This window comes from Lientehia hominis, from assembly GCF_021044755.1.
Taxonomy (GTDB): domain Bacteria; phylum Bacillota; class Clostridia; order Lachnospirales; family Lachnospiraceae; genus Lientehia; species Lientehia hominis.
In genome coordinates this window covers 1-24873 of the sequence record NZ_JAJNOR010000010.1, presented here as the reverse complement: position 1 = coordinate 24873, position 24873 = coordinate 1, and the positions used below count along the sequence as shown (strand labels likewise).

17 protein-coding genes, 1 rRNA gene and 1 other annotated feature are annotated in these 24873 nt (G+C 49.9%); of the genes, 16 read left to right on the top strand and 2 right to left on the bottom strand.

Annotated features, from left to right (window positions below; all coding sequences use genetic code 11):
* The first annotated feature begins 171 nt into the window (after positions 1-171).
* The 14 genes from LQE92_RS13285 (at position 172) to ptsP (ending at position 20306) form a co-directional block, all read left to right on the top strand.
* Positions 172-4236, top strand: a complete 4065-nt coding sequence (locus tag LQE92_RS13285) for an efflux RND transporter permease subunit (protein WP_231063428.1) — start codon at positions 172-174, stop codon at positions 4234-4236.
* A complete protein-coding gene (locus tag LQE92_RS13280; protein ID WP_231063427.1) occupies positions 4229-4846 on the top strand; it encodes a TetR/AcrR family transcriptional regulator in 618 nt (205 codons plus the stop codon). Before LQE92_RS13285 ends, LQE92_RS13280 begins: the two co-directional genes overlap by 8 nt.
* 30 nt (positions 4847-4876) lie before the next feature.
* Entirely contained in the window at positions 4877-5131 is a 255-nt protein-coding gene (locus LQE92_RS13275) for a Smr/MutS family protein (RefSeq protein WP_147597051.1), read from the top strand.
* Positions 5132-5264: 133 nt separating this feature from the next.
* Positions 5265-6872 (top strand): xylulokinase, encoded by a 1608-nt coding sequence (locus LQE92_RS13270; protein WP_408611462.1) that lies wholly within the window; start codon positions 5265-5267, stop codon positions 6870-6872.
* 106 nt (positions 6873-6978) lie between these two features.
* The gene (locus LQE92_RS13265) at positions 6979-7494 is read left to right on the top strand and encodes a spore maturation protein (RefSeq protein ID WP_147597053.1); all 516 of its coding nucleotides are present in this window, start codon (positions 6979-6981) and stop codon (positions 7492-7494) included.
* 133 nt (positions 7495-7627) lie between these two features.
* Complete coding sequence (locus tag LQE92_RS13260) at positions 7628-8110, top strand: MarR family winged helix-turn-helix transcriptional regulator (protein WP_231063425.1); 483 nt, start codon at positions 7628-7630, stop codon at positions 8108-8110.
* 21 nt (positions 8111-8131) lie between these two features.
* Positions 8132-9880: an ABC transporter ATP-binding protein gene (locus LQE92_RS13255; protein ID WP_231063424.1), complete on the top strand. Its 1749-nt coding sequence runs from the start codon at positions 8132-8134 to the stop codon at positions 9878-9880.
* Positions 9873-11816 (top strand): ABC transporter ATP-binding protein, encoded by a 1944-nt coding sequence (locus LQE92_RS13250; RefSeq protein WP_231063423.1) that lies wholly within the window; start codon positions 9873-9875, stop codon positions 11814-11816. The genes LQE92_RS13255 and LQE92_RS13250 overlap by 8 nt, the downstream gene beginning before the upstream one ends.
* 169 nt (positions 11817-11985) lie before the next feature.
* Positions 11986-13635, top strand: a complete 1650-nt coding sequence (locus LQE92_RS13245; protein ID WP_231063422.1) for an amidohydrolase — start codon at positions 11986-11988, stop codon at positions 13633-13635.
* A 12-nt stretch (positions 13636-13647) separates the two neighbouring features.
* Positions 13648-14634: a LacI family DNA-binding transcriptional regulator gene (locus tag LQE92_RS13240; protein ID WP_231063421.1), complete on the top strand. Its 987-nt coding sequence runs from the start codon at positions 13648-13650 to the stop codon at positions 14632-14634.
* 271 nt (positions 14635-14905) lie between these two features.
* The gene (locus LQE92_RS13235) at positions 14906-16840 is read left to right on the top strand and encodes a PTS beta-glucoside transporter subunit IIBCA (RefSeq protein WP_231063420.1); all 1935 of its coding nucleotides are present in this window, start codon (positions 14906-14908) and stop codon (positions 16838-16840) included.
* Between the two features lie 28 nt (positions 16841-16868).
* Positions 16869-18329 carry a glycoside hydrolase family 32 protein gene (locus LQE92_RS13230; protein WP_231063419.1) on the top strand — a complete coding sequence of 487 codons (1461 nt, stop codon included), beginning with the start codon at positions 16869-16871 and terminating at the stop codon, positions 18327-18329.
* Between the two features lie 57 nt (positions 18330-18386).
* Positions 18387-18644, top strand: coding sequence for an HPr family phosphocarrier protein (locus LQE92_RS13225; RefSeq protein WP_231063418.1), 258 nt, complete (start codon positions 18387-18389; stop codon positions 18642-18644).
* An 18-nt stretch (positions 18645-18662) separates the two neighbouring features.
* Complete coding sequence (ptsP, locus tag LQE92_RS13220) at positions 18663-20306, top strand: phosphoenolpyruvate--protein phosphotransferase (protein WP_231063417.1); 1644 nt, start codon at positions 18663-18665, stop codon at positions 20304-20306.
* 1 nt (position 20307) lies between these two features.
* On the opposite strand, the gene tyrS is transcribed toward ptsP, so the two are convergent.
* Both tyrS and LQE92_RS13210 read right to left on the bottom strand, forming a co-directional pair.
* Positions 20308-21528 (bottom strand): tyrosine--tRNA ligase, encoded by a 1221-nt coding sequence (gene tyrS, locus LQE92_RS13215; RefSeq protein ID WP_231063416.1) that lies wholly within the window; start codon positions 21526-21528, stop codon positions 20308-20310.
* A gap of 172 nt (positions 21529-21700) precedes the next feature.
* Positions 21701-21946: a binding site (T-box leader), on the bottom strand.
* Between the two features lie 100 nt (positions 21947-22046).
* Positions 22047-22580: a TetR/AcrR family transcriptional regulator C-terminal domain-containing protein gene (locus tag LQE92_RS13210; RefSeq protein WP_231063415.1), complete on the bottom strand. Its 534-nt coding sequence runs from the start codon at positions 22578-22580 to the stop codon at positions 22047-22049.
* A gap of 784 nt (positions 22581-23364) precedes the next feature.
* Between LQE92_RS13210 and LQE92_RS13205 the strand changes: the two genes are divergently transcribed.
* Together LQE92_RS13205 and LQE92_RS13200 are read left to right on the top strand one after the other, a co-directional pair.
* Complete coding sequence (locus LQE92_RS13205; RefSeq protein WP_231063492.1) at positions 23365-24156, top strand: N-acetylmuramoyl-L-alanine amidase; 792 nt, start codon at positions 23365-23367, stop codon at positions 24154-24156.
* Positions 24157-24811: 655 nt separating this feature from the next.
* Positions 24812-24873: ribosomal RNA gene (locus LQE92_RS13200) — 16S ribosomal RNA — on the top strand; the annotation flags it as partial.

Genomic DNA, 24873 nt, shown 5'->3' with positions numbered 1-24873 from the left:
TGAAAAAATTTATAAAAATTTGATAATTTGAGAAATTGACTTTCACTGGATTGGAGCATATAATTTGTTTCAGGGAAGCCGACCGACTAGCCGGTCGGCTTTTTTGTTTCACAGGAAGGCTTCCCATTTTGTTCTTTTATAAGCAGAAACAAACATCAGGAGGATTAGACGATGATTGCGAAATTCAGTGTGAAGAAGCCCATGACGGTTTTTGTGGCCGTGGTGCTGATTTTGATTCTGGGGGTGGTGTCATTTACAGAGATGACGCCGGATCTTTTGCCCAGTATCAACCTGCCTTATGCGGTGGTCGTGACCACGTATCCGGGAGCGAGCCCGGAGGAAGTGGAAACGACTGTGACAAAGCCGGTAGAGCAGTCCATGGCAACACTTAACAATATAAAGGAAGTGAGTTCCACATCCAGCGAGAATGTATCTCTCGTGATCCTGGAGTTCAACGATGACGTGGACATGGATTCCATAACGGTGGATGTGAGGGAGAAGCTGGACCAGATCGAAGGCTATTGGGATGATACGGTTTCCTCACCCATCATAATGAAGATCAATCCGGATATGCTTCCCATCGTGGTAGCTTCTGTGGATGCGGATGATATGGGAGTGGCCGATATCTCCAAGTATGTGGAAGAGACGGTTCAGCCTGCTCTGGAGGGAGTCGACGGCGTGGCCAGCGTCAGCGCGTCGGGCCTTCTGGAGGAGCAGGTGAACGTCGTCATCCGGGATGACCAGGTGGAGAAGGTCAATGATCGTCTGAAATCCTCCATATCTGATTCCCTGTCTGAGGCGGAGGATGCGCTCAATGAAGCAGAGGATAAGATTTCAGAGGGAAAGGCCGAGCTGGAGAATCAAACGTCTCAGCTCCAGAGCGGGATGGTACAGGCGGACCAGGCGCTCAGCGAGGCCAGGATGCAGATCCTTCAGGGGGAGATTGCTCTGGAAAATGCGGAAAAGGAGCTGGCTTCAAAGGAAAGCGAGGCTCTTTCCCAGGCAGGATATCAGAGCATAGACGAGATGGAAGCGGGACTTACTTCATCTCTGGAACAGATAAACAGCCTCCTTTCCCAGGAAGCTTCCATAAAGGAGGGACTCCCCCAGCTGGAGACGGGGATTTCGCAGATAGACGATGGGCTTGAACAGGTGGAGGCCGGTAAGATGGCTCTGGAGGAACAGCCGGATTTAAAGGCGGCCAGAGACGGCTTTGAGGCTATGAAAGCCCAGGGAATCATCGATGACGGCGGCAATCTGCTGATACCCGAGGATACTCCCGGATATGCGGAGACGGCCGCAAGAGCGGCGGCGTTAAAAGCCGGCGTCGATTTGTATCTTTCGAAGCTGGCGGAGCTCACGGCTGCAAAAGCAGATCTGACTTCCCAGAGAGAAGAGCTGGCTTCGAAGAAGACAGAAGCGGAAGCGGCCGTCGCTCAGATTGATAAGATAAAGAAGGAAGGAACAGCGGACCAGATCACATCTGCCCTGGAGGGGATCCAAGCGCTCCGGGCAGGGAAGAACCAGCTGGCTTCCACCAGGGAGCAGCTGACTTCTGCGAAGAATACCCTGATCGCCAAGGCACAGGAAGCAGGGATGACCAAATATGAGGCAGAATCACAGCTGGCAGATGCAAAACGGCAGCTGGAGGACGGAGAAAAGGAACTGGATGAACAGCGAAAGACCTTTGATTCTTCCAGGGAAAGTGCTCTTGATGCCGCGGATGTGACCGATAAACTGACGGTGGATATGATATCCCAGATTCTGACGGCACAGAACTTCTCCATGCCCGCCGGCTATGTGACAGAGGACGGCATACAGTACCTGGTCCGGGTGGGAAATAAGCTGGAGGATGTAGAGGAACTTGAAAATCTGGTACTCTTTGACCCGGATGTGGAAGGAATGGAGCCGGTTCGCCTGTCAGACGTGGCAGATGTCTATAAAAGTGACAACAGCGCGGATATTTATGCGAAAATTAACGGAAATGACGGTGTGGTCCTTTCCATAGAAAAGCAGCCGACTTATGCTACCGCGGATGTGGCGGAAGCTGTCCAGAAGAAGTTTGAGGAGCTGGAGAACAGCCATGACGGGCTGCATTTTACCATGCTGTCGAACCAGGGGGATTATATTCATCTGGTGGTGGACTCCGTACTCAACAATCTTCTGTATGGAGCGATCCTTGCCATTCTCATCCTTCTGTTTTTCCTGAAGGATCTGAGGCCGACGATCATCATTGCCTGCTCAATCCCTATCAGTGTGATTTTTGCAATCGTGCTGATGTACTTTTCCGGTGTCACGCTGAATATGATCTCTCTTTCTGGTCTTGCAGTGGGCGTGGGAATGCTGGTGGACAATTCCGTAGTAGTCATTGAGAACATTTACCGGCTTAGGAATAAAGGAGCCACTGCGATACAGGCGGCGGTCAGCGGCACTGTACAGGTGGCGGGGGCCATCACCTCTTCCACACTCACGACGGTCAGTGTGTTCCTGCCGATCGTATTTATTAAGGGAATGACCAGGCAGCTGTTTACGGATATGGCGCTTACGATCACCTATTCACTGGTTGCCAGCCTGATCGTGGCCGTGACGCTGGTGCCCGCCATGGCTTCCGGAATGCTGAAAAAGCAGAAGGAGAAGTCCCATAAATGGTTTGATTTTATGCTGAAGGGATATGAAAAGGCCGTAAGCTGGTGTCTCAGACACCGCGTGGTGACTCTTCTTGCGGCTGTCGGAATGCTGGTGTTCAGTGTGATCGCGAGTATGAGTCGAGGAACCTCCTATATGCCTGCCATGGACAGCACACAGATTTCTGTTTCCCTCTCCATGCCGGAGGGCTCCGGTACGGAAGATACCAAAGAAATGGCGGATGAGGTGATCGAACGGATCATGTCCGTGGACGGTGTGGAAACAGTTGGAGCCATGATGGGAGGCGGAGGGATGATGTCCTCCATGTCAGGCGGGAGTTCTTCGGAGAGCGTTTCCATATATGCGATTCTGGAGGAGGAAAAGACAGTCTCCAGCCAGAAAATCGCCGGAATGATTGAAGAAGCATGTGCAGATCTGGACTGTGAGGTCACTGCAAATGGCTCCTCCATGGATATCAGCGCATTAGGAGGCTCCGGCATAACCATGAAGATTGAAGGGCAGGATCTGGACGCGCTGCAGGAGGCGGCTAAGTCAGCTGCCGAAAAGCTTGCATCCATGGACGGCGTCACAGAGGTGGATGACGGGATCATCGATCCGACTCCCGAGCTTCGTATTGTGATAGATAAGGAAAAGGCCATGCTTCAGGGAGTTACGGTGGCCCAGGCCTATATGGATCTGCAGAAAGCTTTGAGATCCAGCAGCGAGGCGACGGAGCTCACGGAGAATTCAGGCGATTATCCTGTGATCGTGGACGACGCTTCAATGGAAAATATGACTACGGAGGATATCCGGAACTATGTATTCACGGTGACCGGTATGGACGGTACAGAGAAGGAGATCGCTCTCAAGGACATTGCGGCGGTAGAGGACGCGCAGAGCCTTTCTTCCATTAACAGAGAGAGCCAGAGGCGTTATGTGACCGTAAGCGGCCAGATAGCCGACGGCTACAATGTGGGCATCGTGAGCCGGGAAGTGGAAAAAGAGTTTGAGGATTTCCAGCTCCCCGAAGGCTGCAGCCTGGTGTTCGCAGGTGAAAATGAGACTGTCATGGAAGCCATGGGCCAGCTGATCAAGATGCTGCTTATCGCTGTCGCTTTCATTTATCTGATCATGGTAGCCCAATTCCAGTCCCTGTTGTCGCCCTTTATCGTTATGTTCACGATTCCTCTGGCGTTTACAGGCGGTTTCCTGGGCCTGTTCCTGACCGGAAAAGAGGTCAGCGTCATTGCGATGATAGGATTTGTCATGCTGGCAGGGATCATTGTAAATAACGGCATCGTGCTGGTGGATTACATCAATCAGCTGAGAAGAGAGGGGACCGATAAGAGGAAGGCCATCGTAGAGGCCGGCGTGACCCGTATGCGACCTATTTTGATGACGGCCGTCACGACAATACTCGGTCTTCTGACTATGGCGATCGGAGTTGGGACCGGAGCTGAAATGATGCAGCCTGTGGCAATCGTTACCATCGGCGGACTCACTTACGCGACACTTATGACGCTGTTTGTGGTGCCGGTGCTGTATGATATTTTCAACCGCAGGGAAATGCGGGTCATTAAGGAAGAAGAGCTGGTGGTATTGGATGACTAAAGAAAAGGAATTGTCCGGTAAAAAAGAGGCCATCTATGGCAGTGTCTGGAATATTTACGTTGGAGGAAAGGATTTAGGGCTTATCCGTATGGGAGAGATTTCCGAGGCGTCCGGTATTCCGAAAGGTACGATCTATGAATATTTCCGCACGAAGGATCAGCTGATCGCCGAAGCCGTGATCTGGTCCATCGGACAGGAGGCCTCCGCTCTCTGTGAAAGAGTAGAAAAGGCGGAGAGCTTTGATCAAAAGTGGGATATGGTTCTGGAATGGGTACGTTCTCCGGCAGCACAGTCCATATTGATGATCGATTTCATAAGTGGGGATAAAATGCCGGAGAGACTGAAGGAAGAACTGATGCGGCTTCACAGGGAGACGTGCTGCGGAGACGATACCGCAGCCAGGGTCATGAATACTCTTCTGGAAGCAGGGCAGAGAGACGGCGTCCTGGAAAGCCGCGGAAGCCATCTGGCAAGGCGCTCCATACTGTACAGTGCCATCGCTCCGGTGCTGATGTACGGCAAGAAACAGGAGGAATTTAAGGATACGCCGTGGGAAGAGGTCAAAGCGTATTCAAAAAAGCTTTTGATCGTGGCGTTTAAAAAGGACTGAGAAAATAAAACAGAGGAGGAAGGCACAGATATGGCAGGGCTTTCAATGGGGATTGTGGAGGTAGATATCCATGGCATGAACCGTTTCCAGGCAAAGAACCTGATCGCGGGCAGATTAAAGCGGGCAGGCGGCGACATATACCGCATCCGGGTCATACACGGCTATCATAACGGGACGTCTTTGAAGGATATGGTGCGGAAGGAATTCCGGGGTCACCCCAAAGTCCTGAGGGTGGAGGTTGCCATGAATCCAGGAGAAACGGACCTTGTGCTGAGAGAATTTTAAAATGTGCCTTTCGGCTCTTCAGCGGAGCTTTCTATACAAAATCTCGAAAATATGGTACACTGGGGTCAGTGGGAAGCCATAGAAAAGGCGGACTGAATAGGAAAATCAAAAGTTGGGAGAGGGTACGCATATGATGGAGAATCGGAACATGGTAAAAGAAGAGATCGTAAGCGGGAAAACGGTCCTGGGCATCGAATTTGGGTCGACCAGGATCAAGGCAGTGCTGATCGGGAAGGATCATACGCCTCTGGCATCGGGAAGTCATGACTGGGAGAACCGCTATAAGGACGGGTTCTGGACCTATACGCTGGAAGACATCTGGACGGGGCTTCAGGACTGTTATCGGAAGATGGCGGATGAAGTAAAGGACCAATATGGAGAGACTCTCCGTACGGTGGGAGCTATCGGATTCAGCGCCATGATGCACGGTTATATGGCTTTTGATGGTCAGGGGAAGCTCATGGTACCGTTTCGTACCTGGAGAAACAGCAATACGGGAGAGGCTGCAAAAAAGCTCACAGAGCTGTTTCACTACAATATTCCCCAAAGATGGAGCATCGCTCATCTGTATCAGGCGATGCTGAATGGGGAAGCCCATGTGGAGCAAATCGACTTTATTACGACTTTGGCTGGATATATTCACTGGAAGCTGTCAGGCGAGCGGGTGCTGGGCATCGGGGACGCCTCTGGTATGTTCCCGATCGATACGGAAAAAAAGGAATATGACAGGAGGATGATGGCGGCCTTTGACCGTCTCGCGGAGGAACAGAAGCTTCCGTGGAGACTTTCGGATATCCTGCCGCAGATACGCCTTGCCGGGGAGGCGGCAGGAGTCCTCACAGAAGAAGGGGCCAGACTTCTGGATCCCAGCGGGGAGCTTTCAGCAGAAATTCCGCTGTGTCCTCCCGAGGGCGATGCAGGCACTGGGATGACGGCTACCAACAGCGTGGCGAAGCGTACCGGAAACGTATCTGCGGGAACCTCTGTTTTTTCCATGATCGTGCTGGAAAAGGAACTGAAAAAGGTATATCCGGAAATAGACTTAGTGACGACGCCTTCCGGAAATCTGGTCGCCATGGTGCATGCCAACAACTGTACTTCGGATCTGAACGCCTGGGTGGGATTGTTCCGGGAATTCGCGGAGTGCATGGGAGTGGAAGCGGACATGACGAAGATTTATTCTGCTCTGTATCATAAGGCTCTGGAAGGGGACAGCGACTGCGGAGGCCTTCTTTCCTATGGCTATCTGTCAGGAGAGAATATCACCGGCCTTGAAGAGGGAAGGCCCTTATTTGTTCGAACCCCCGAAAGTAAATTCAGTCTGGCTAATTTTATGAGGACGCATCTGTTTTCTTCCCTGGGAGCTTTGAAGGTGGGGCTGGATATTCTGTTCCAGAGCGAACAGGTCAAGGTGGATGAGATTCTGGCCCACGGAGGTCTTTTCAAGACCAAAGGAGTGGGACAGAGAATTCTGGCGGCTGCCATGAACGCAGATATATCTGTGATGGAAACGGCCGGTGAAGGCGGAGCCTGGGGAATCGCTCTTCTGGCGGCCTACCTGGTTCAGAAAGAGGAAGGGGAAAGCCTGGAAGATTATTTGGATAAAAAGGTATTCTTTGGAAAGGACAAGGTACGCATGTCTCCGGACCCGGCAGACATCCTGGGATTTGAGGCGTTTATGGAAACATATAAGGCAGGGATCAGAATCGAAAAAGCTGCCGTGGACTGTCTCCGGTTATAAAAAAATACTTGCGGAAACGATTATCCTGCCGGACAACGGCTTTAACAGGAATGACTGAGGCGGGCTCCCGCATACCATGTAGAAATGGTGTGCGGGAGTTCTTTTTATGATTTATTTTTCCAATCTGCTCATCCCCATGGTGGTGTGCTATATTGCGGTTCAGGGGCTGCTTGCAGGCAGGCCCATTTTTGAGGATTTTATACGGGGGGCAAAGGACGGCCTGAAGACTGTGGCGGGGATTCTTCCTACGCTGGTAGGGCTGATGATCGGTACCGGCGTTCTCCGGGCTTCTGGTTTTTTGGATACGCTGGCTGTCCTTTTGTCAAAGATCATTTCTCCTTCTTTTCTCCCTTCCCAGGTGCTTCCGGTGATTCTGGTGAAGCTTTTCTCCTCTTCGGCAGCTACGGGTCTTGCCCTGGATATCTTCAAGGAGTTCGGACCGGATTCCCTTTCCGGAAGAATGGTATCCATTATCTTAAGCTGTACGGAGACCGTTTTTTATACCATGAGTGTGTATTTTATGAGCGTAAAGATCAAAAAGACCAGGCACACGCTTCCAGGGGCGCTTTTGGCTACTTTCGTGGGGATCATAGTCAGCGTGGTGCTTGCAGTGCGGATGTGACAGAAAAATAGAGGAAGAAATAATAAACAGGGATTGACAATAAAAAAAGTGTATGCTAATATTGTTCGGAACAGAACAATTAGGCACAGAACTACTGGGAGGATCCGGCATATGATAGAAGAGGAAAACATAAATGAAGAGTGATAAGGAAGAGCGGTGGAGGATGGAACATATCGGGTTTGAAATAAAGCAGGCCGCGAAACTGGTGAACCGGCATATCGGGAATACCGCGTCAGTCAAGTACGCGAAGCAGGTGACAGGGACTCATGGCTGGATCCTTCGGTATCTTTATGAGCATAAGGATGAGGACATGTTCCAAAGGGACATCGAAAAACGGTTTGATATCCGGCGCTCATCTGCTACGGGACTGCTGCAGCTGATGGAAAAAAACGGGCTGATCTATCGGGAGCCGGTGGATTATGACGCAAGGCTTAAGCGTATCGTAATGACGGAGAAAGCGGTATCCATCCATGAATCTATTTCCAGAGAAATCGATGAGGTGGAAAGGCAGATATCAAAGGGTCTGTCTGAGGAAGAAATCCGGCTTCTCCTGCAGGTGCTGGATAAGGTGCAGAGGAATCTAAGCAGCGCCGAGAGGTCGGAAAAGAAAGAATAAACAGGAAATGAGGGAGACAGAATGATAAAACGACTTGCGAAATGTATCAGACAATATAAGAAGGATTCTATCCTGGCCCCGACATTTATTGTGGGAGAGGGAGCGCTGGAAGTAGTCATCCCGCTTCTGATGGCCAGGCTTATAGATAACGGCATCGATAAGGGAAGCATAAGCTCCATCTTACAGATTGGGGGCCTGCTGGTAATCTGCTGTGTGGCTTCTCTGACCTTCGGAGCGCTGGCCGGCAGGCATGCCGCCAGAGCCTCAGCCGGTTTTGCCAGGAACCTGCGCCATGATATGTATTATAAGGTGCAGGAATATTCTTTTGCTAATATTGATAAATTTTCCACCGCCAGTATCGTCACGAGACTGACAACGGATGTGACCAATGTACAGAATGCTTTTCAGATGATGATCCGTATGGCGGTGAGGAGTCCGATCCTCCTCGTCTTTGCCCTGTTCATGGCCTTTGGGATCAGCCCTAAGCTGACCATGATCTATGTGTGTATCATTCCGTTTTTGGGGGCGGGGCTCTTTGTCATCGTAAAATACGCCCATCCGCTGTTCGAACGGACCTTCCGGACCTATGACAAGCTGAATACAGTGGTACAGGAAAATCTTCACGGCATCCGCGTGGTCAAATCTTTTGTGCGGGAAGAACATGAGCAGGAGAAATTTGGGGAAGTGTCCTGCAGTATTTATAAGGATTTTACGAAGGCAGAACGCATTGTGGCCTTTAATATGCCACTTATGCAGATAAGCGTTTATACTTGTATGCTGCTGCTGTCCTGGATGGGAGCCCGCATGATAGTGGGAAGCCGCGGGATGGCCGGGGGAATGACGACAGGACAGCTGATGAGCCTGATCTCATATGCTATGCAGATATTGATGAGTCTGATGATGCTGTCCAATTTCTTTGTCATGATGATTATATCCAAGGCTTCGGCCGAGCGTATCGTGGAGATCCTGGATGAGGAGAGTGACCTTCAAAATCCGAACCCGGCTCTTACGGAAATGGAAAATGGAGCAGTCTCTTTTAGGGGAGTGTCCTTCAGCTATACGAAAGATCCGGCAAAGCTCTGCCTGAAGGATATAAATTTGGAGATCCGTTCTGGAGAGACGGTAGGCATCATCGGAGGGACCGGGTCGGCTAAGAGCTCTCTGGTCCAATTAATCCCCCGGCTTTATGATGCGACCATCGGTTCTGTGGAAGTGGGAGGCCGCGACGTGAGGGAGTATGACATTGAGACCCTGCGAAATGAAGTGGCGATGGTGCTCCAGAAAAACGTATTGTTTTCCGGTACCATAAAAGAAAACCTCCGTTGGGGGAATCCAGAAGCGTCGGATGAGGAAGTCATCCATGCCTGCAGACTGGCCCAGGCCGACGATTTTATACGGGAATTTCCTGACGGCTATGACACTTATATCGAGCAGGGAGGCTCCAACGTCTCCGGCGGACAGAGACAGAGACTGTGCATTGCCCGGGCCCTTCTCAAAAAGCCAAAGATATTGATTCTGGATGACTCCACCAGCGCGGTGGATACAAAGACCGATGCCCTCATCCGAAAGGCTTTCCGGGAAGAGATTCCGGACACAACGAAGTTCATTATTGCCCAGAGGATTTCTTCCGTAGAAGATGCCGACAAGATCATAGTCATGGACGGAGGAACGGTCCATGGATTCGGTACTCATGAGGAACTGATAGAGAAAGATAATATTTACCGAGAAGTATATGAATCTCAGGTGAAAGGAGGGAGCGGCGATGAATAACAATAAGCTGAATGTGAAGACTGCGAAACGGCTGTTCGGCTATATCGCGGGACAGAATAAGATTCAATTCGCGCTGGTTCTGATCTGTATCTTCCTGAGCACGATGGCAAATGTGGCAGGCTCTCTGTTTTTACAGATTCTGATCGACAATTATATTGAACCGCTGCTTCTGGAGGCAGCGCCTGTCTTTGACGGACTGGTGCGGGCCATTCTGACCATGGCTTTTATATATGCGGCGGGTGTGGTGTCCACCTTCTTTTATAACTGGCTGATGGCTGGAATCTCCCAGGGGGTCCAGAAACGCATCCGGGATAAAATGTTCGCCCATATGCAGACGCTGCCTGTCCGGTATTTTGACACCCATACCTTCGGGGATGTGATGAGCCATTATACCAACGATATCGATACGCTGAGGCAGATGGTATCTCAGAGCTTCCCACAGCTTTTGTCTTCGTGTATGACTATTGTCATGGTTTTCTGTGCCATGCTGTACACAAGCATCTATCTGACCTTATTCATTCTGATGACTATCACCTGCCTGATACTGGTTTCTAAAAAGGTGGCGGGAAAAAGTGCTTCTTTTTTCATAAGGCAGCAGAAATCTCTTGGAGATGTCAACGGCTATATCGAAGAGATGGTGAGCGGACAGAAGGTCATCAAGGTGTTCTGTCATGAAGATGAAGCCAAGGAGGAATTCGACAAAAAGAACGATGAGCTGTGCCGGAATGCGTCCAGCGCCAATACATTTGCTAATATCCTGGCCCCGATTACAATGAACCTGGGCAACCTTCAGTATGTTCTGCTGGCTGTGTTCGGCGGTCTGCTGGCTGTGAACGGGATCGGCGGCCTGACCTTGGGGGCGATCGCTTCCTTCCTTCAGCTCTCCCGAAGCTTCACCATGCCCATCAATCAGATGTCCATGCAGATAAATGCCATAATCATGGCACTTGCAGGGGCGGAGCGGATATTCCGGCTCATTGATGAAGAACCGGAGAGCGATGACGGATATGTGACGCTGGTCAGGATCCGGGTAAAAGAAAGTGCTCCGGAAGAATACCGGAGGGTGAGAGAAGCCGGGACAGGCGGGGGCGATGAGCTTCCGGAACAGATACCGGCGGAATTTGTGGAAGAAACCGTGGAACGAAGCGGCATATGGGCCTGGAAGCATCCCCATGAGACGGGAGAAGTCACTTACACCAGGCTGACCGGAGACGTGAGGTTTTTCGATGTGGACTTCGGATATGAAGAGAATAAGATTGTCCTTCACAATGTGAGCCTTTACGCGAAGCCGGGTCAGAAGATTGCTTTTGTAGGTGCCACCGGCGCCGGAAAAACTACGATCACCAATCTGATCAACCGGTTCTACGACATCGATGACGGAAAGATCCGGTATGACAATATCAACATCAACAAGATACGGAAGACAGATTTAAGGCGCTCCCTCGGAATCGTGCTTCAGGATACGAATCTGTTCACAGGAACGGTCATGGAGAACATCCGTTATGGAAGGCTGGACGCCTCCGATGAAGAGGTACGGAGAGCGGCGAAGCTGGCCAATGCCGACGGTTTCATAGAGCGTCTGCCGGATGGATACGATACGATGATCACAGGAAACGGCGCCAATCTCTCCCAGGGACAGAGGCAGCTGCTCTCCATCGCCCGGGCAGCAGTGGCTGATCCGCCGGTCATGATACTGGATGAAGCTACTTCCAGTATCGACACCAGGACAGAATCCATTGTCCAAAGAGGCATGGACAGCCTGATGAAAGGACGGACCGTGTTCGTGATAGCCCACCGCCTCTCCACCGTGAAGAATTCCAATGCGATTTTGGTGCTGGAGCATGGAAGAGTCATAGAACGCGGAAGCCACGAACAGCTGATAGAAGAACGGGGAAAGTATTACCAGCTGTATACAGGGGCCTTTGAACTGGAATAGCGGCAAAGATTTGAGTTTTACGGAAAAACATGATAAAATCAGGTGTGACAGCCGGAGCAGGAAGAAATTGCTTCCTGCCCGGCTGCTTTGTGTGATAAAATCCTGGTGTTTTTGGCAATACTACCCTTAGCTGATGCAGGATATGATCCGCAGGGAAAAGGAGGAGTGCATGAAGCAGATTTATCATGGGAATGTTTTGTCTATGAGTGAAGATATGAGGAGGTCTGTCCGGGAAGAGAAGAACGCTGTTTTTCCCGATGGGATCCTGACGGAGGACGGCGTCATCAGGCAGGTCGGGAGCTTTGATACGCTCCGGAAAGAGGAACCGGAGGCAGAGGTGTTTGACTATGGAAACGGCACGATCCTGCCCGGTTTCATCGACGGGCATTCTCATTTGAGCGCCGTAGCGTACAGTATGATTCTCTTTAACGCCAAGCCTTCTCCCTCCGGAAACTGTAATACACCGGAGCAGTTGATAGAAGAGGCAAAAAAGTTTCTCCGCACCATTACCCTGGAGCCGGGCCAATGGTTTTTGGGACTGGGATATGACAACGCGGTTTTTCCGGGAGAGAGACATCTGACCAGACAGGAGCTGGATCGGATCTCAACGGAGATTCCCATTGCCATCACCCATGTATCCGGTCATCTTTGCGCGGTAAATACTAAAGCCATGGAGCTATATGGCTATGACAAGCCGGGCTGCGAGGTGCCTGCCGGCGGAGAAGTGGATCCTTCGGGACTGCTGAAAGAAGAAGCGTTCCTGTCGCCCGCCAAGGCGTCTGTTGTAAAAGGGCCGTCCCCTTCTCAGCTCATGAAAGCGCTGGAACAGGCGTCGGATCATTATGCTTCCTTTGGAATCACCACCATGCAGGATGGAAAGGTGAGGAAGGGAGAGCTGGAGCTTCTGAAGGCTGCGGGTAAAGCAGGCGCCATTTGCGGCGATGTGGTGATTTACCTTGCGCCGGAGACGGCGGAGGAATATCTGCCAAAACAGTATCCGGCTGAAAACCCCTATGAATTCCACTGCAGGCTGGGAGGGGCAAAAATTTTTCTGGACGGCTCTCCCCAGGGAAAGACCGCCTGGCTCTCCATGCCATACCATACTGTGCCGGAGGGGCAGCCGGAGGACTACTGCGGGATGCCGGTGCAGGAGGAACAGGACGTTCGGGAGTTCTTTGAAAAATGTATCCGGAACCGGTGGCAGGTCAACGTACATGCCAACGGAGACGCAGCGATCGAACAGATGCTGCGGTGCTATGAATACGCCCTTTTGGTTACAAAGAAAGATGGCGGCGGGAATGAAAACCTTCGGCCAGTGGTGATTCACTGCCAGACGGTGAGAAGAGAGCAGCTGACCCGTATGGCGAAGCTGGGAATGACGGCCAGCTTCTTTTTGGATCATGTATACTACTGGGGCGATTACCATTACAGCTCGGTTCTTGGAGCGGAGCGGGCATCGGTGATCAGCCCTCTGCGATGGGCGGAAGAAGAGGAAATCCCATTTACCCTCCATCAGGATTCCCCTGTGGTGGAACCAAATATTCTGTTTTCCATTCATAATGCGGTGAACAGGCGGACAAAGGGAGGCCGTGTTCTGGGGGAGAATCAGAGAATATCTGTCCTGGAAGCGCTGGAAGCCGTAACGGTCCACGGGGCATACCAGATTTTTGAAGAGGAGACAAAAGGGGCCATTGAACCTGGCAGGCGGGCAGATTTCGTGGTATTGGAGAAGAATCCTCTGGAGACTTCCACGGAGGAGATAAAGGATATCCGGATAACCGCGACGGTAAAGGATGGAAGAATCATATACGAAAGATAGGAGAGAAGAATCTTGAATATCAATGAAATTGCAGAGCTGGCAGGCGTTTCCAGGGCGACGGTTTCCAGGTACCTGAACGACGGATATGTCAGTGGAGAGAAAAAAGATCGGATTCGTGAGGTTATAGAACGGACAGGATATAAGCCATCCGCACAGGCTCAAATGCTCAGAACGAAGCGGACAAAGCTCATCGGCGTGATCATCCCGAAGATAAATTCCGATGCGGTGGGCAGAATGGTGGCGGGGATCGGCGAAGCCCTGAACCGTAAAGGTTTTATGATGATCCTGGCGAATACCAGCAATGATATCCGGGAAGAATTAAAATATCTGTCATTGTTCAAAGACAATCAGGTGGACGGTGTCATCCTGATCGGAACCGTCTTCACGAAAAAGCATAAAGAGCTTTTAAGAGAGTACAAGGTTCCGGTGGTCATATTGGGACAGAGGCTGGCGGGATATTCCTGCGTGTATCAGGATGATTACCGGGCGGCGAAGGAGCTCATGGAAAAAATGCTTCCTTCAGCTTCAAAAATCGGATATCTGGGCGTCACACAGAAAGATGAGGCTGCCGGACTCAGCCGGAAAAGAGGATTTGAAGAGGCGCTCAAAAAGTATCAGTGCAGCTGTCCTCCGGAATGGCACAGAGAAGTGGCTTTCAGTATGGAAGCTGCCTATGAGCAGGCAAAGGACTTGTTTCATGAGGCACCGGATATTGACACGGTCTTTTGCGCTACGGATACCATCGCAGCCGGAGCCATAACTCTTCTGAGAGAAAAAGGGAAACGGATTCCAGAGGATGTGCAGCTGGCAGGCTTCGGCGATACAGCCATGGGAAAAGCGCTGACTCCAAAGCTCACTACCGTGCACTTTTATTATAAAAGAAGCGGGATAGAGGCGGCGGATATGCTGATTGAACATCTGACGTCCGGCGAGGCTGTCTGCCGGGAGATCAAAATGGGCTTTGAGATCGTGGAAGAGGATTCGATCCGTACTAAATGAATCCATGCGTCATTTCTTCGGCGCCGGATGGCCGGCGCCGCCTGTCTTTGGCAATTCTGCACAATTCAAAAGAAAAAAATTTGTAAAAAACATTGATTTACAAAAAGTGACACTGTGTTACAATAATATTAAAATATGAGAACGTTCTCATATATGAAGGATTAAAAAATTGAATTTGATTTGAAAAACATTTTATATAACTGGTTATATGCAGAAATGAATATGAGAACGATAACGGGAAAATACGGGCTTTAGAAACAGGGAGGTCTTTATGGATTACAGAAAAGCGGCGCAGGGTGTCTATGACGGAATCGGCGGTAAGGATAATATTGTATCAGCGGCCCATTGTGCTACAAGGCTGCGTCTAGTCATAGCAGATAATGGAAAATGTGACAAAGAAGCCATCGAAAATATAGAAGGAGTGAAAGGGGTGTTTTTTTCCTCCGGACAGCTCCAGGTCATTTTCGGTACGGGCACAGTCAATAAGGTGTTTGAAGAATTCATCTCCATCGCCGGCATTTCCGGCGCCAGCAAAGAAGAAGTGAAACAGGCGGCTTCCGCCAGACAGAACCCCTGGAAACGGATGATCAAGACCCTTGGGGATGTATTTGTGCCCATTATTCCAGCTATCGTCGCCAGCGGTCTTCTCATGGGGCTGTTGGAAGGACTCAGTAAAATATTTCCGGCGATGGCACAGTCAGGCACTTATACCATTATCCACCTGTTCAGCAACGCGGCTTTTGTATTTCTGCCCATTTTAATTGGGATAAGTGCAGCCAAGACCTTTGGCGGAAATATTTATCTGGGGGCTGTGATCGGTATGATCATGATCCACACGGATCTTTTAAACGCCTGGTCTGTAGCTTCCGCCGAAACGATTCCTACGGCTGCTGCCTGGTTTGGACTTTATGATATCCGTTTGGTAGGATATCAGGGACATGTGATTCCGGTCGTGATCGCCGTATGGTTTATGAGCAAGCTCGAAAAGAAGCTCCATAAGATTGTACCGGAGATTATAGACCTTTTTGTGACGCCTTTGGTTACGGTCCTGGTGACCGGGTATGTCACGCTCACTATATTTGGGCCGGTGTTTTCCTGGATCGAAACGGGAGTCTTAAGCGGTGTGCAGTATCTGATCACGCTTCCTTTCGGCATCGGGTCGGCTTTGGCCGGAGCTGTCTACGCGCCGACGGTAGTGGCCGGCGTCCATCATATGTATAATGCTCTGGAAGCTGGGCTCCTGAGCGCCAACAATCTAAACACCTGGATGCCCATTGCCACAGCGGCCAATGTGGCGCAGGGCGCGGCGGCTCTTGCTCTTGCTGTGAAGACGAAAAATAAAAAGCTGAAATCGACGGCATTTCCGTCTTCCTTATCCGCGTTTATGGGAATCACAGAGCCGGCTATCTTCGGAATTAACCTGCGCTACACCAAATGCTTTGCGGCGGGCTGTATCGGCGGTTTCTGCGGGGCGCTGGTAGCGGGGATCACCGGAATCGGCGCGTCTGCTTACGGGATCACCGGTATATTCGGCTATCTGATCACCACTGAATATGTGATTCCTTATACTCTTGTCATGGCGGTTTCCTTTGCGGTGGCTTTCGGTATCTCCTGGATGTTATATAAGGAACCGAAACCAGAGACGGTGCGGGAAAGTAAAACGACCGCAGCAGGAGAAGCTGCGGAGGAGATTTCAGAGGCTTCAGATGGAGAGGTACAGAAAACGGGTGGTAAAGAGGCCGGCCCAGAAAAGGAAATCGTATACAGCCCTTTGTCGGGAAAGGTAATTTCCATGAAGGAAGTGCCGGATGAGACATTCGCGGCGGAGGTCCTGGGGAAAGGCTTTGCCGTTCATCCGGAGGAAGGTACAGTGACTGCGCCCTTTGACGGAACGGTCGAAACCGTCTATGATACCGGTCACGCGATCGGACTGACCGGAAAAGGCGGCGCAGAGCTTCTGATCCATGTGGGCATCAATACCGTTGAGCTGAACGGAACGTATTTTGAGACCCATGTGTCTGAGGGGGACGAAGTGAAGACCGGACAGGTGCTTCTGACCTTCGAACTGGAAAAGATTCGGAAGGCTGGATATGATCTGACCACTCCTGTTATCGTGACGAATACAGACGAATATCAGACGGTGGCGCCGAATCTGTCCGTGACCGGGAAACGGTCAGAGCCGGTTCTGGAGCTGGAACGGATATGAGGGCGCGGACAGGAGGCGGTCAGAGCTTATGAATGTATTGGGACAGGCGCTGAAATACGGAATAGAATCAATGGAAAAGGCGGGGATTCCGCAGGCGGAAGAGGACCCCTATCGTCTTAAGTTTCACCTGATGCCGCCGGCCGGATGGCTCAATGATCCAAATGGCCTGTGTCAGAGCCGCGGACTCTATCATGTTTTTTTTCAATACTCCCCCTTTGATGTGAATGGAGGGCTGAAAACCTGGGGACATTACACCAGCAGGGATTTATTGTGCTGGAATTATGAAGGAGTCCCGCTGCTTCCGGACAGCCCCTATGACTGTCATGGTGTGTATTCCGGATCCGCTCTGGCAGAAGGGGACGGTATGCTTAAAATATTTTATACGGGAAATGTAAAGCATGAAGGCGCCTATGACTATATAAATGAAGGCAGGGAAGCCAACACAATATATTGTACCAGTGAAGACGGGCATACCTTTGGATACAAGCGCTGTGTTCTGACCGGAGAGAATTATCCCGAGGATTATACCTGCCATATCCGGGACCCGAAGGTGTGGAAGCAGGACGGAAGCTATTATATGGTTCTGGGAGGCAGGAAAAAGGGAGAAAAAGAACGGGGAGCCATCCTGCTGTACCGTTCCGAGGACGGCCTTCACTGGAGCTTTTATCGGGAAATGTCCACAGAAGCCCCTTTTGGATACATGTGGGAATGTCCGGATATGTTCTGCACAGACGGAAAATGGGTCTTGTCTGTTTCACCACAGGGACTTCCCAGAGAAAAGTTCCGGTTTCAAAATATCTATCAGGCCGGATATTTTCTGATTGGGAGCGGAAAGATGCCGAATGTCCTTTTGCCGGAACAATTTGAAGAATGGGACATGGGATTCGATTTTTATGCACCTCAGACCTTTGAAGATGAAAAGGGGAGACGATTGCTGATCGGATGGATCGGAATGCCGGATTCCAGTCAGGAATACGGAAATCCCACAACGGATTTTGGCTGGCAGCATGCCCTTACGGTTCCGAGGCAGGTGACGGCAGGAAAGGGCCGTCTGCTTCAAATGCCTGCGGAAGAACTGAAGAGTCTGAGGGGCAGGGAAAAAACTCCGGAGGATGGAAAATGGACCTTAGCTTCAGGCACTGCATTCGATATGGAGATTACGGATATTGGGAGCCAGCCGTTTTGGCTGGCACTTTCCAAGGGCTTGGAACTGCGTTTTTCTGACGGTGTATTTCAAATGGTCTTTTTGGATAATGAGACGGGAAGAAAAATGGGAGCAGGGCGGATCATACGCCAGGCAAGAATCCCGGAACTTGAAAAACTGCGTATCCTGGTGGATACTTCCGTGCTGGAGCTGTATCTGAACAATGGAGAATATGTTTTTACCACCAGATACTATCCGGAGGGAAAAATAACGGTGGAGATCAAAAGTCCCTGTGCATCCTGCCGATTGTGGGAGATAGGAGCGATGAAGATATCTTACTTTTAAATCGGCTGCAAATCTGATAAACTATGTATAAAGGCAGACTGCCTGGAAGGAGACGGAATGAAATCATTTACTTATGTGATCACAGATGAGGTGGGTATCCATGCAAGGCCGGCCGGAGTGCTGGCGAAGGAAGCCAAGGTGCTTGATTCAAAGGTGTTTCTGGAAGCCAACGGAAAGAAGGCGGAGGCGACCAGGCTTCTGGCGGTGATGGGGATGGGCGTAAAAAAGGGCACGGAGATAACGGTGACGGTTGAAGGCGGAGACGAAGAAACGGCGGCAGAGAAGTTGGAAGCCTTTTTCAAAGCAAATCTGTGATGGGTCTAAAGGAGTGCCATGGAACGGTATACGGGAAAGTCAATTGTTAAAGGAATTGCCATTGGCAGGATTCTTTTCTATTCCAAAGGGGAAAATCCGGTCGAGCGTGGAAAAGTGGAAGACTGTGCAGCAGAAATTGAACGGTATGAGGCAGCTAAAGAACAGGCGGCAAAGGAATTGGACAGGCTGTATCAGAAAGCTCTCAAGGAAGTGGGCGAAGTGAACGCGGCTGTTTTTGAGGTGCACGCAATGATGCTGGAGGATGAGGATTTCAACGATTCTGTCCGCAACATCATCAATTCCCAGCAGGTAAACGCAGAGTATGCGGTGTCGGCCACGGGGGATAATTTTTCCAGAATGTTTTCGGAGATGGAGGACGATTATTTTCAGGCAAGAGCCGCTGACGTAATAGATATCTCAGAGCGGCTTGTTTCCGTTCTGGAAGGGAAGGAACGGTCTGGATACCTGGGAGAAGAGCCGGTCATAGTGGTGGCGCATGATCTGGCGCCCAGTGAAACCGTTCAGATGGATAAGGAAAAGCTTCTGGCTTTTGTGACAGAGTATGGTTCCGCAAATTCCCATACGGCTATTCTGGCCAGGACCATGAACATACCGGCGCTTATAGGAGTCCCGATTCAGAAGGAATGGAACGGGAAGCTGGCCATAGTGGACGGCTACAGCGGGACCCTGTATCTGGAGCCGGGGGAGAAAATCCTGAAGCTGATGCGTGTAAAAATGGAAGAGGATGAAAAAAGCGCCGAGCTCCTTCAGCAGCTGAAGGGAAAAGAAAGTGTCACAAAGGACGGAAGGAAGGTCCACTTGTATGCCAATATTGGAAGCGTATCCGATATGGTCAGCGTCTTTTCCAATGATGCGGAAGGGATCGGTCTTTTCCGCAGTGAATTCCTGTATTTGGAAAAAGAGGATTATCCTTCAGAGGAAGAGCTGTTCCAGGCATATAAATCTGTTGCGGAAATGATGGCGGGAAAAAAGGTCATCATAAGGACTTTGGATATAGGCGCGGACAAGCAGGTGGGATATTTCCATATGGAGAAAGAAGAAAATCCCGCCATGGGATACCGTGCTATCCGTCTGTGCCTGGATCGGCCGGAAGTCTTCAAGACCCAGCTGAGAGCTGTTTTCCGGGCCAGTGTCTTTGGAAATGTGTCGGTCATGTATCCGATGATCATTTCTGTGGATGAAGTCCGAAAAATCAAGGAGCTTGTGGAAGAGGTCAAAAAAGAGCTCAGGGCGGAGGGCATCGCATATAAAGATGTGGAACAAGGCATTATGATCGAAACGCCTGCCGCCGCCCTCATCAGCGACTTGCTGGCCTCTGAGGTGGATTTTTTCAGTGTCGGGACCAATGACCTCATTCAGTATACACTGGCCATAGACCGGCAGAATGCCAGGCTGGACGCACATTATGACGCACATCACCCCGCCGTTCTCCGGCTGCTGCGGATGGTCGTTGAAAATGGACATAAAGGAGGCTGCTGGGTAGGAATCTGCGGGGAGCTGGGAGCGGATACTTCGCTGACAGAAGAATTTTTAAGAATGGGAGTAGACGAGCTGTCGGTATCTCCCTCCAGAGTCCTTTCCGTGAGAAAAGAAATCCGGAGGACCGACTTGTCCGTCCTGAAGACGGATGAAAATGTTTGATTTATTTAAGAATTGCTTTATGGTATACTTTTTTGCCTTTTCGAATCTTTACGCCGTTTTTTAGCTGCTGCTCTGTCACTCTGGTGTCCAGGGCAGCTTTTTCTTCGCTGACGGAGACGCCTCCCTGCTGTACCAGGCGCCTTGCCTCGCTTTTTGTGGGAGCGAGCCCGCAGAGGATCATCAGATCTAGAATACCGATAGAACCGTCTGCCAGCCGGTCAGTGTTGATTTCTGTGGTAGGCATATGAGTATCGTCGCTACCCTGGGAAAAGAGGGCATGGGAAGCCTGTCTGGCATTTTGGGCCTCAGAGGTTCCATGGACCAGCTCTGTAAGTTCGTAAGCAAGAATCTCTTTTGCTTCGTTCAGCTGGCTTCCTTCCCATTTTTCCATCCGTTCGATTTCTTCCAGAGGGAGGAAGGTGAGCATCCGGATACATTTCAGGACATCAGCGTCTCCGACATTTCTCCAATACTGGAAGAAGTCAAAGGGAGAAGTCTTTTCTGGATCCAGCCAGACGGCGCCTTTGGCGGTTTTTCCCATCTTGTTTCCTTCGGAATTCATAAGGAGCGTGATGGTCATAGCATAGGCGTCCTCTCCGGTCTTCCGGCGGATCAGATCTGTGCCGGCCAGCATGTTGGACCACTGGTCGTCGCCGCCGAACTGCATATTGCATCCATAGTGCTTATGCAGATGATAGAAGTCATAGGCCTGCATGATCATATAGTTGAATTCCAGGAAGCTCAGTCCCTTTTCCATCCTCTGCTTATAGCATTCGGCGCGCAGCATATTGTTGACAGAAAAGCAGGCGCCCACGTCCCGCAGAAGATCGATATAGTTCAGATCCAGCAGCCAGTCCGCGTTGTTTACCATGATCGCCTTGTCTGGCCCGAATTCGATAAACCGCTCCATCTGCTTTTTGAAGCAGAGGCAGTTGTGCTGTATGGTCTCCGGTGTCATCATGGAGCGCATATCGCTTCTCCCGGAGGGATCTCCGATATATCCTGTGCCCCCGCCCAGCAGGACGACCGGTTTGTTGCCAGCCATCTGAAGGCGCTTCATCAGACAGAGAGCCATGAAATGGCCCACATGCAGAGAATCGGCAGTGGGGTCAAACCCGATATAAAATCTGGCATTTCCATGATTGATCAGTTCCTTGATTTCATTTTCATCTGTTACTTGTGCGACCAGTCCCCGGGCCACAAGCTCTTCATAAATTTCCATATTCAGTCTCCTTTTTTCAATCTTTGAGAACATCCCGGCTTTGCGCGCCGATGTGCAGCCGTGAAGCGGCTTTTCTCTGCATCCCGTACGCATCCTGCAGGCAGGCTTCTTTTTTACGTGACAGGAAGTTCTGAGGATTTTCCCGGGACATAAAAAAGTCCTCTGTCTATAGACAGAGGACGAAGTAAACTTCGCGGTACCACCTCTAATTTGAAAATCCCTCACAGGACATTCCTCACTGAGAACCGTAGTAATAAAGGTTCTCCTACGCGGTAACGGGCGTCTACGTCCTGCCTTACTTTTAGTTCAGGCGGGCGGCTCAGGGATGTATTCAGAACAGGCTGTCTGCATCCTTTCACCAACCGGATGCTCTCTGAAAGACATGGACCGTCTTACTTCTTCCCGTCATAGCTTTTAATTATGGCTTTACCCGCATTATAGACCAGGAGAACAGCAAAAATCAAGTCACAAAATATAATATATGTGACATTTTTTAAATCGGCAGAAAACAAAAAGATTTATTTATCCAGATATCTTAGGATAACCGGAGGGAGTGTCTGCTTCAGCAATGAAATCAGCTTTTCTTTTTCTATTTTCATGCCGCCCATGAGCCACTCGATGACCATATCTGTCCCTCCGCGGGAAGCGATATCTATGGCAAACTGCATGATCTCAGACTGGGTATCCGCGCCGTTTTGAAGCAGGTAAGTCTCGTAAGTCTTTTTCGTAAAGGCAATGTCAATGTTCCTAAGCCCGTTGACATCGTGGCTTTCATAGGCGTTTTTAAGAATTGCCACCTTATCTTTATAAAGGCTGAGATATGAGGAAAGAGCGTCCTCCCAGCTGGCCCCGTTAGTAATACTTCCAAAGCTTTTTTCAAAGAATTGAGCGAAATACCAGCCGGCCAGATCATATTTGTCATCAAAATGGCGGTAAAAAGTCCTTCTGGAGAGATGGGTTCCTGCCACGATCTCGCATACCTGGATATCGTCCAGGTTCTTTTTCTTTAAAAGAGCTTCAAGAGATTCTGCAAAAATCTGTTTGCTGTTCATAGAGGGTTTACCGCCTTTTAGTATGAATGTGCAGTTAGAGTTTGAACCAAAAATTTCAAGAGATATACCTTTAAATACCTTTCAAACAAACTAATCTTTGTAAACCAGAGGAGACAGGAGAAAGTCCGCTTCCATCCAGACGGGTCGCTGGCGGTCGTAACCAGTATCTTTGCGGCCTTCGGTCGGTCCTTTCCAACTGACATGGATAAATCAATATTTTTCCATGTCAGATTCCAACAAAAAATACGCATGATATGCGATTTTTGCCTCCCTTCGGCCGGGAAGATCCTGCCAACGCCTTTGCAGCGCTCCCCTTACGATGGAAGCGGATCGTTCCTCCTGCTCCTCTTCCCGCACCGAAATAAGCTTTTATTTGTTGTGAAAGCCATTGGAGCGGCCACGGAGGCCCGCTGCCGTAAGGCGCGCGGGCCCTGCGGATATCCAATCCTATTCTGGAATCAGGGAAATAGTGCATATCTGAAACGGTGTGGCGTGCCAAAAACCGGCAGAACGATTCCGGGCCGGCCTAAAGGTGAGCGCCGCAGGGCAGGGGATAAAGCAGCCCCTGCACCGCCAGTGAACCGAAATCGTGACGGCCTGGAACTTCTGCCGGTAGTTTGAGAGGGGATTTCCAAAATGATTCCAAAAAGTATTTAGTATTATATTATAATACACAGCAGGGATTTTGGAAATAGTACGGGGAGAAATCGCAGAAAAAGAAAAAATGTATGCACACCTCAGGGCTGGCCAGCATACTTTGGGTATAAAGGTATGTAAGAGGAGCATTATTTTGGCATATAAGGTTGTGATTGACGCAGGACATGGAGGACGTGACCCGGGTGCCGTTTATCAAGGCCGCCAGGAGAAAGATGATGCCCTGGCCTTGGCCCTGGCGGTGGGCGAGGCTTTGGAAAATGCCGGAGTGGATGTGGTTTATACGAGAACTGAGGATGTTTATGATACACCGTATGAAAAAGCTGTGATTGCGAACAATTCCGGTGCAGATTATTTTATTTCCATACATCGGAATGCAACTGCCTCCCCTGGAGGCGCGTCAGGCATCGAGACACTTGTCTACAGCAAAGGGGGAGAAGCAGAACGCTTGGCAGAAAACATAAATGAGGAACTCGCCGGACTGGGCTTTACGGACAGGGGAATCACCGAACGTCCGAATCTGGTGGTACTCCGCAGGACCCAGATGCCGGCAGTGCTGATAGAGGCCGGATTTATTGATTCTCCGGCAGACAATGAAAAATTTGATGCGGAATTCAATGAGATAGCCACTGGAATTGCAGACGCCTTTTTAAAGACGGTCGGAAGTGATATGGGCACTCAGGAAAGGCCGGAAGAAAATCCCCCACTGTATCAAGTGCAGGTGGGAGCATATCGGGTTCAGCAGTTTGCAGATCAAATGCTGGCGCAGCTGCAGTCGGAGGGCCTGCCGGCTTATATAGAAGAAGGCGACGACAAATATTACCGCGTGAAGGTTGGGGCGTTTGAAAACCTGGATAATGCGGCACAAATGGAACAGCGCTTGCGCCGTATGGGCTATAATACATTTATTACCACTACATGATATATAGAAGGACTCCTTCCAAAAACCGTATGATGCGGCTGCGGAAGGAGTCTTTTAATTCATGTTTTTTACCGATATTCTCATATGGAGATAAGGGACATGCTTGGAGCAGATATTGCTTTCGCAAAACATCAAAACAAAAGATTTTAAAGTAAAATGATAAAAACAGCAGAAAATGGGAAAAATCTGATTGCTGGGAGTTGATGGGTTATCCTAATATTATATGGCACTGTTGGTCAACAATTAAAAATACGCAATGAGAATGATAAAACGGATGTTTTTCACGGTTTTTTGTGCTCCGGAAAAACAAATGTGCAAATTGTGTAGAAAAAACACACAAAAGAGTTGACAAACGCGAAAAACCATGATAGACTGATTTTCACCAGCCGATAAAACGACATGTGATGACATAAATCTTTGAAAAAAGATAAAATAGTTGTTGACATGACAGCAAACGGTATGGTATAGTGAACAAGTTGCCGCTGATGGAAAAATATCTCAGCAGCAATAGGACCTTGATAACTGAACAGTATATTCCAACCCCTGAAAATTCTTAAAAAAAGAAGTTTCAGAGAACCGATGCGAGAGCATCGGGCAGACAGAAAGTAAATGGGATAAAGAAAAAGCTAGAGCTTATCTAAAGACCAAGAGATCAGAACATGAGAGTTCGATCCTGGCTCAGGATGAACGCTGGCGGCGTGCTTAACACATGCAAGT

Coding starts and splice junctions, on each gene's coding strand:
- LQE92_RS13285 (WP_231063428.1), top strand. CDS start 172: ATGATTGCGAAATTCAGTGTGAAGAAGCCCATGACGGTTTTTGTGGCC.
- LQE92_RS13210 (WP_231063415.1), bottom strand. CDS start 22,580: ATGAACAGCAAACAGATTTTTGCAGAATCTCTTGAAGCTCTTTTAAAG.
- tyrS (WP_231063416.1), bottom strand. CDS start 21,528: ATGGAAATTTATGAAGAGCTTGTGGCCCGGGGACTGGTCGCACAAGTA.
- LQE92_RS13255 (WP_231063424.1), top strand. CDS start 8,132: ATGATAAAACGACTTGCGAAATGTATCAGACAATATAAGAAGGATTCT.
- LQE92_RS13280 (WP_231063427.1), top strand. CDS start 4,229: ATGACTAAAGAAAAGGAATTGTCCGGTAAAAAAGAGGCCATCTATGGC.
- ptsP (WP_231063417.1), top strand. CDS start 18,663: ATGGAACGGTATACGGGAAAGTCAATTGTTAAAGGAATTGCCATTGGC.
- LQE92_RS13235 (WP_231063420.1), top strand. CDS start 14,906: ATGGATTACAGAAAAGCGGCGCAGGGTGTCTATGACGGAATCGGCGGT.
- LQE92_RS13230 (WP_231063419.1), top strand. CDS start 16,869: ATGAATGTATTGGGACAGGCGCTGAAATACGGAATAGAATCAATGGAA.
- LQE92_RS13275 (WP_147597051.1), top strand. CDS start 4,877: ATGGCAGGGCTTTCAATGGGGATTGTGGAGGTAGATATCCATGGCATG.
- LQE92_RS13225 (WP_231063418.1), top strand. CDS start 18,387: ATGAAATCATTTACTTATGTGATCACAGATGAGGTGGGTATCCATGCA.
- LQE92_RS13260 (WP_231063425.1), top strand. CDS start 7,628: ATGAAGAGTGATAAGGAAGAGCGGTGGAGGATGGAACATATCGGGTTT.
- LQE92_RS13270 (WP_408611462.1), top strand. CDS start 5,265: ATGGAGAATCGGAACATGGTAAAAGAAGAGATCGTAAGCGGGAAAACG.
- LQE92_RS13265 (WP_147597053.1), top strand. CDS start 6,979: ATGATTTATTTTTCCAATCTGCTCATCCCCATGGTGGTGTGCTATATT.
- LQE92_RS13250 (WP_231063423.1), top strand. CDS start 9,873: ATGAATAACAATAAGCTGAATGTGAAGACTGCGAAACGGCTGTTCGGC.
- LQE92_RS13245 (WP_231063422.1), top strand. CDS start 11,986: ATGAAGCAGATTTATCATGGGAATGTTTTGTCTATGAGTGAAGATATG.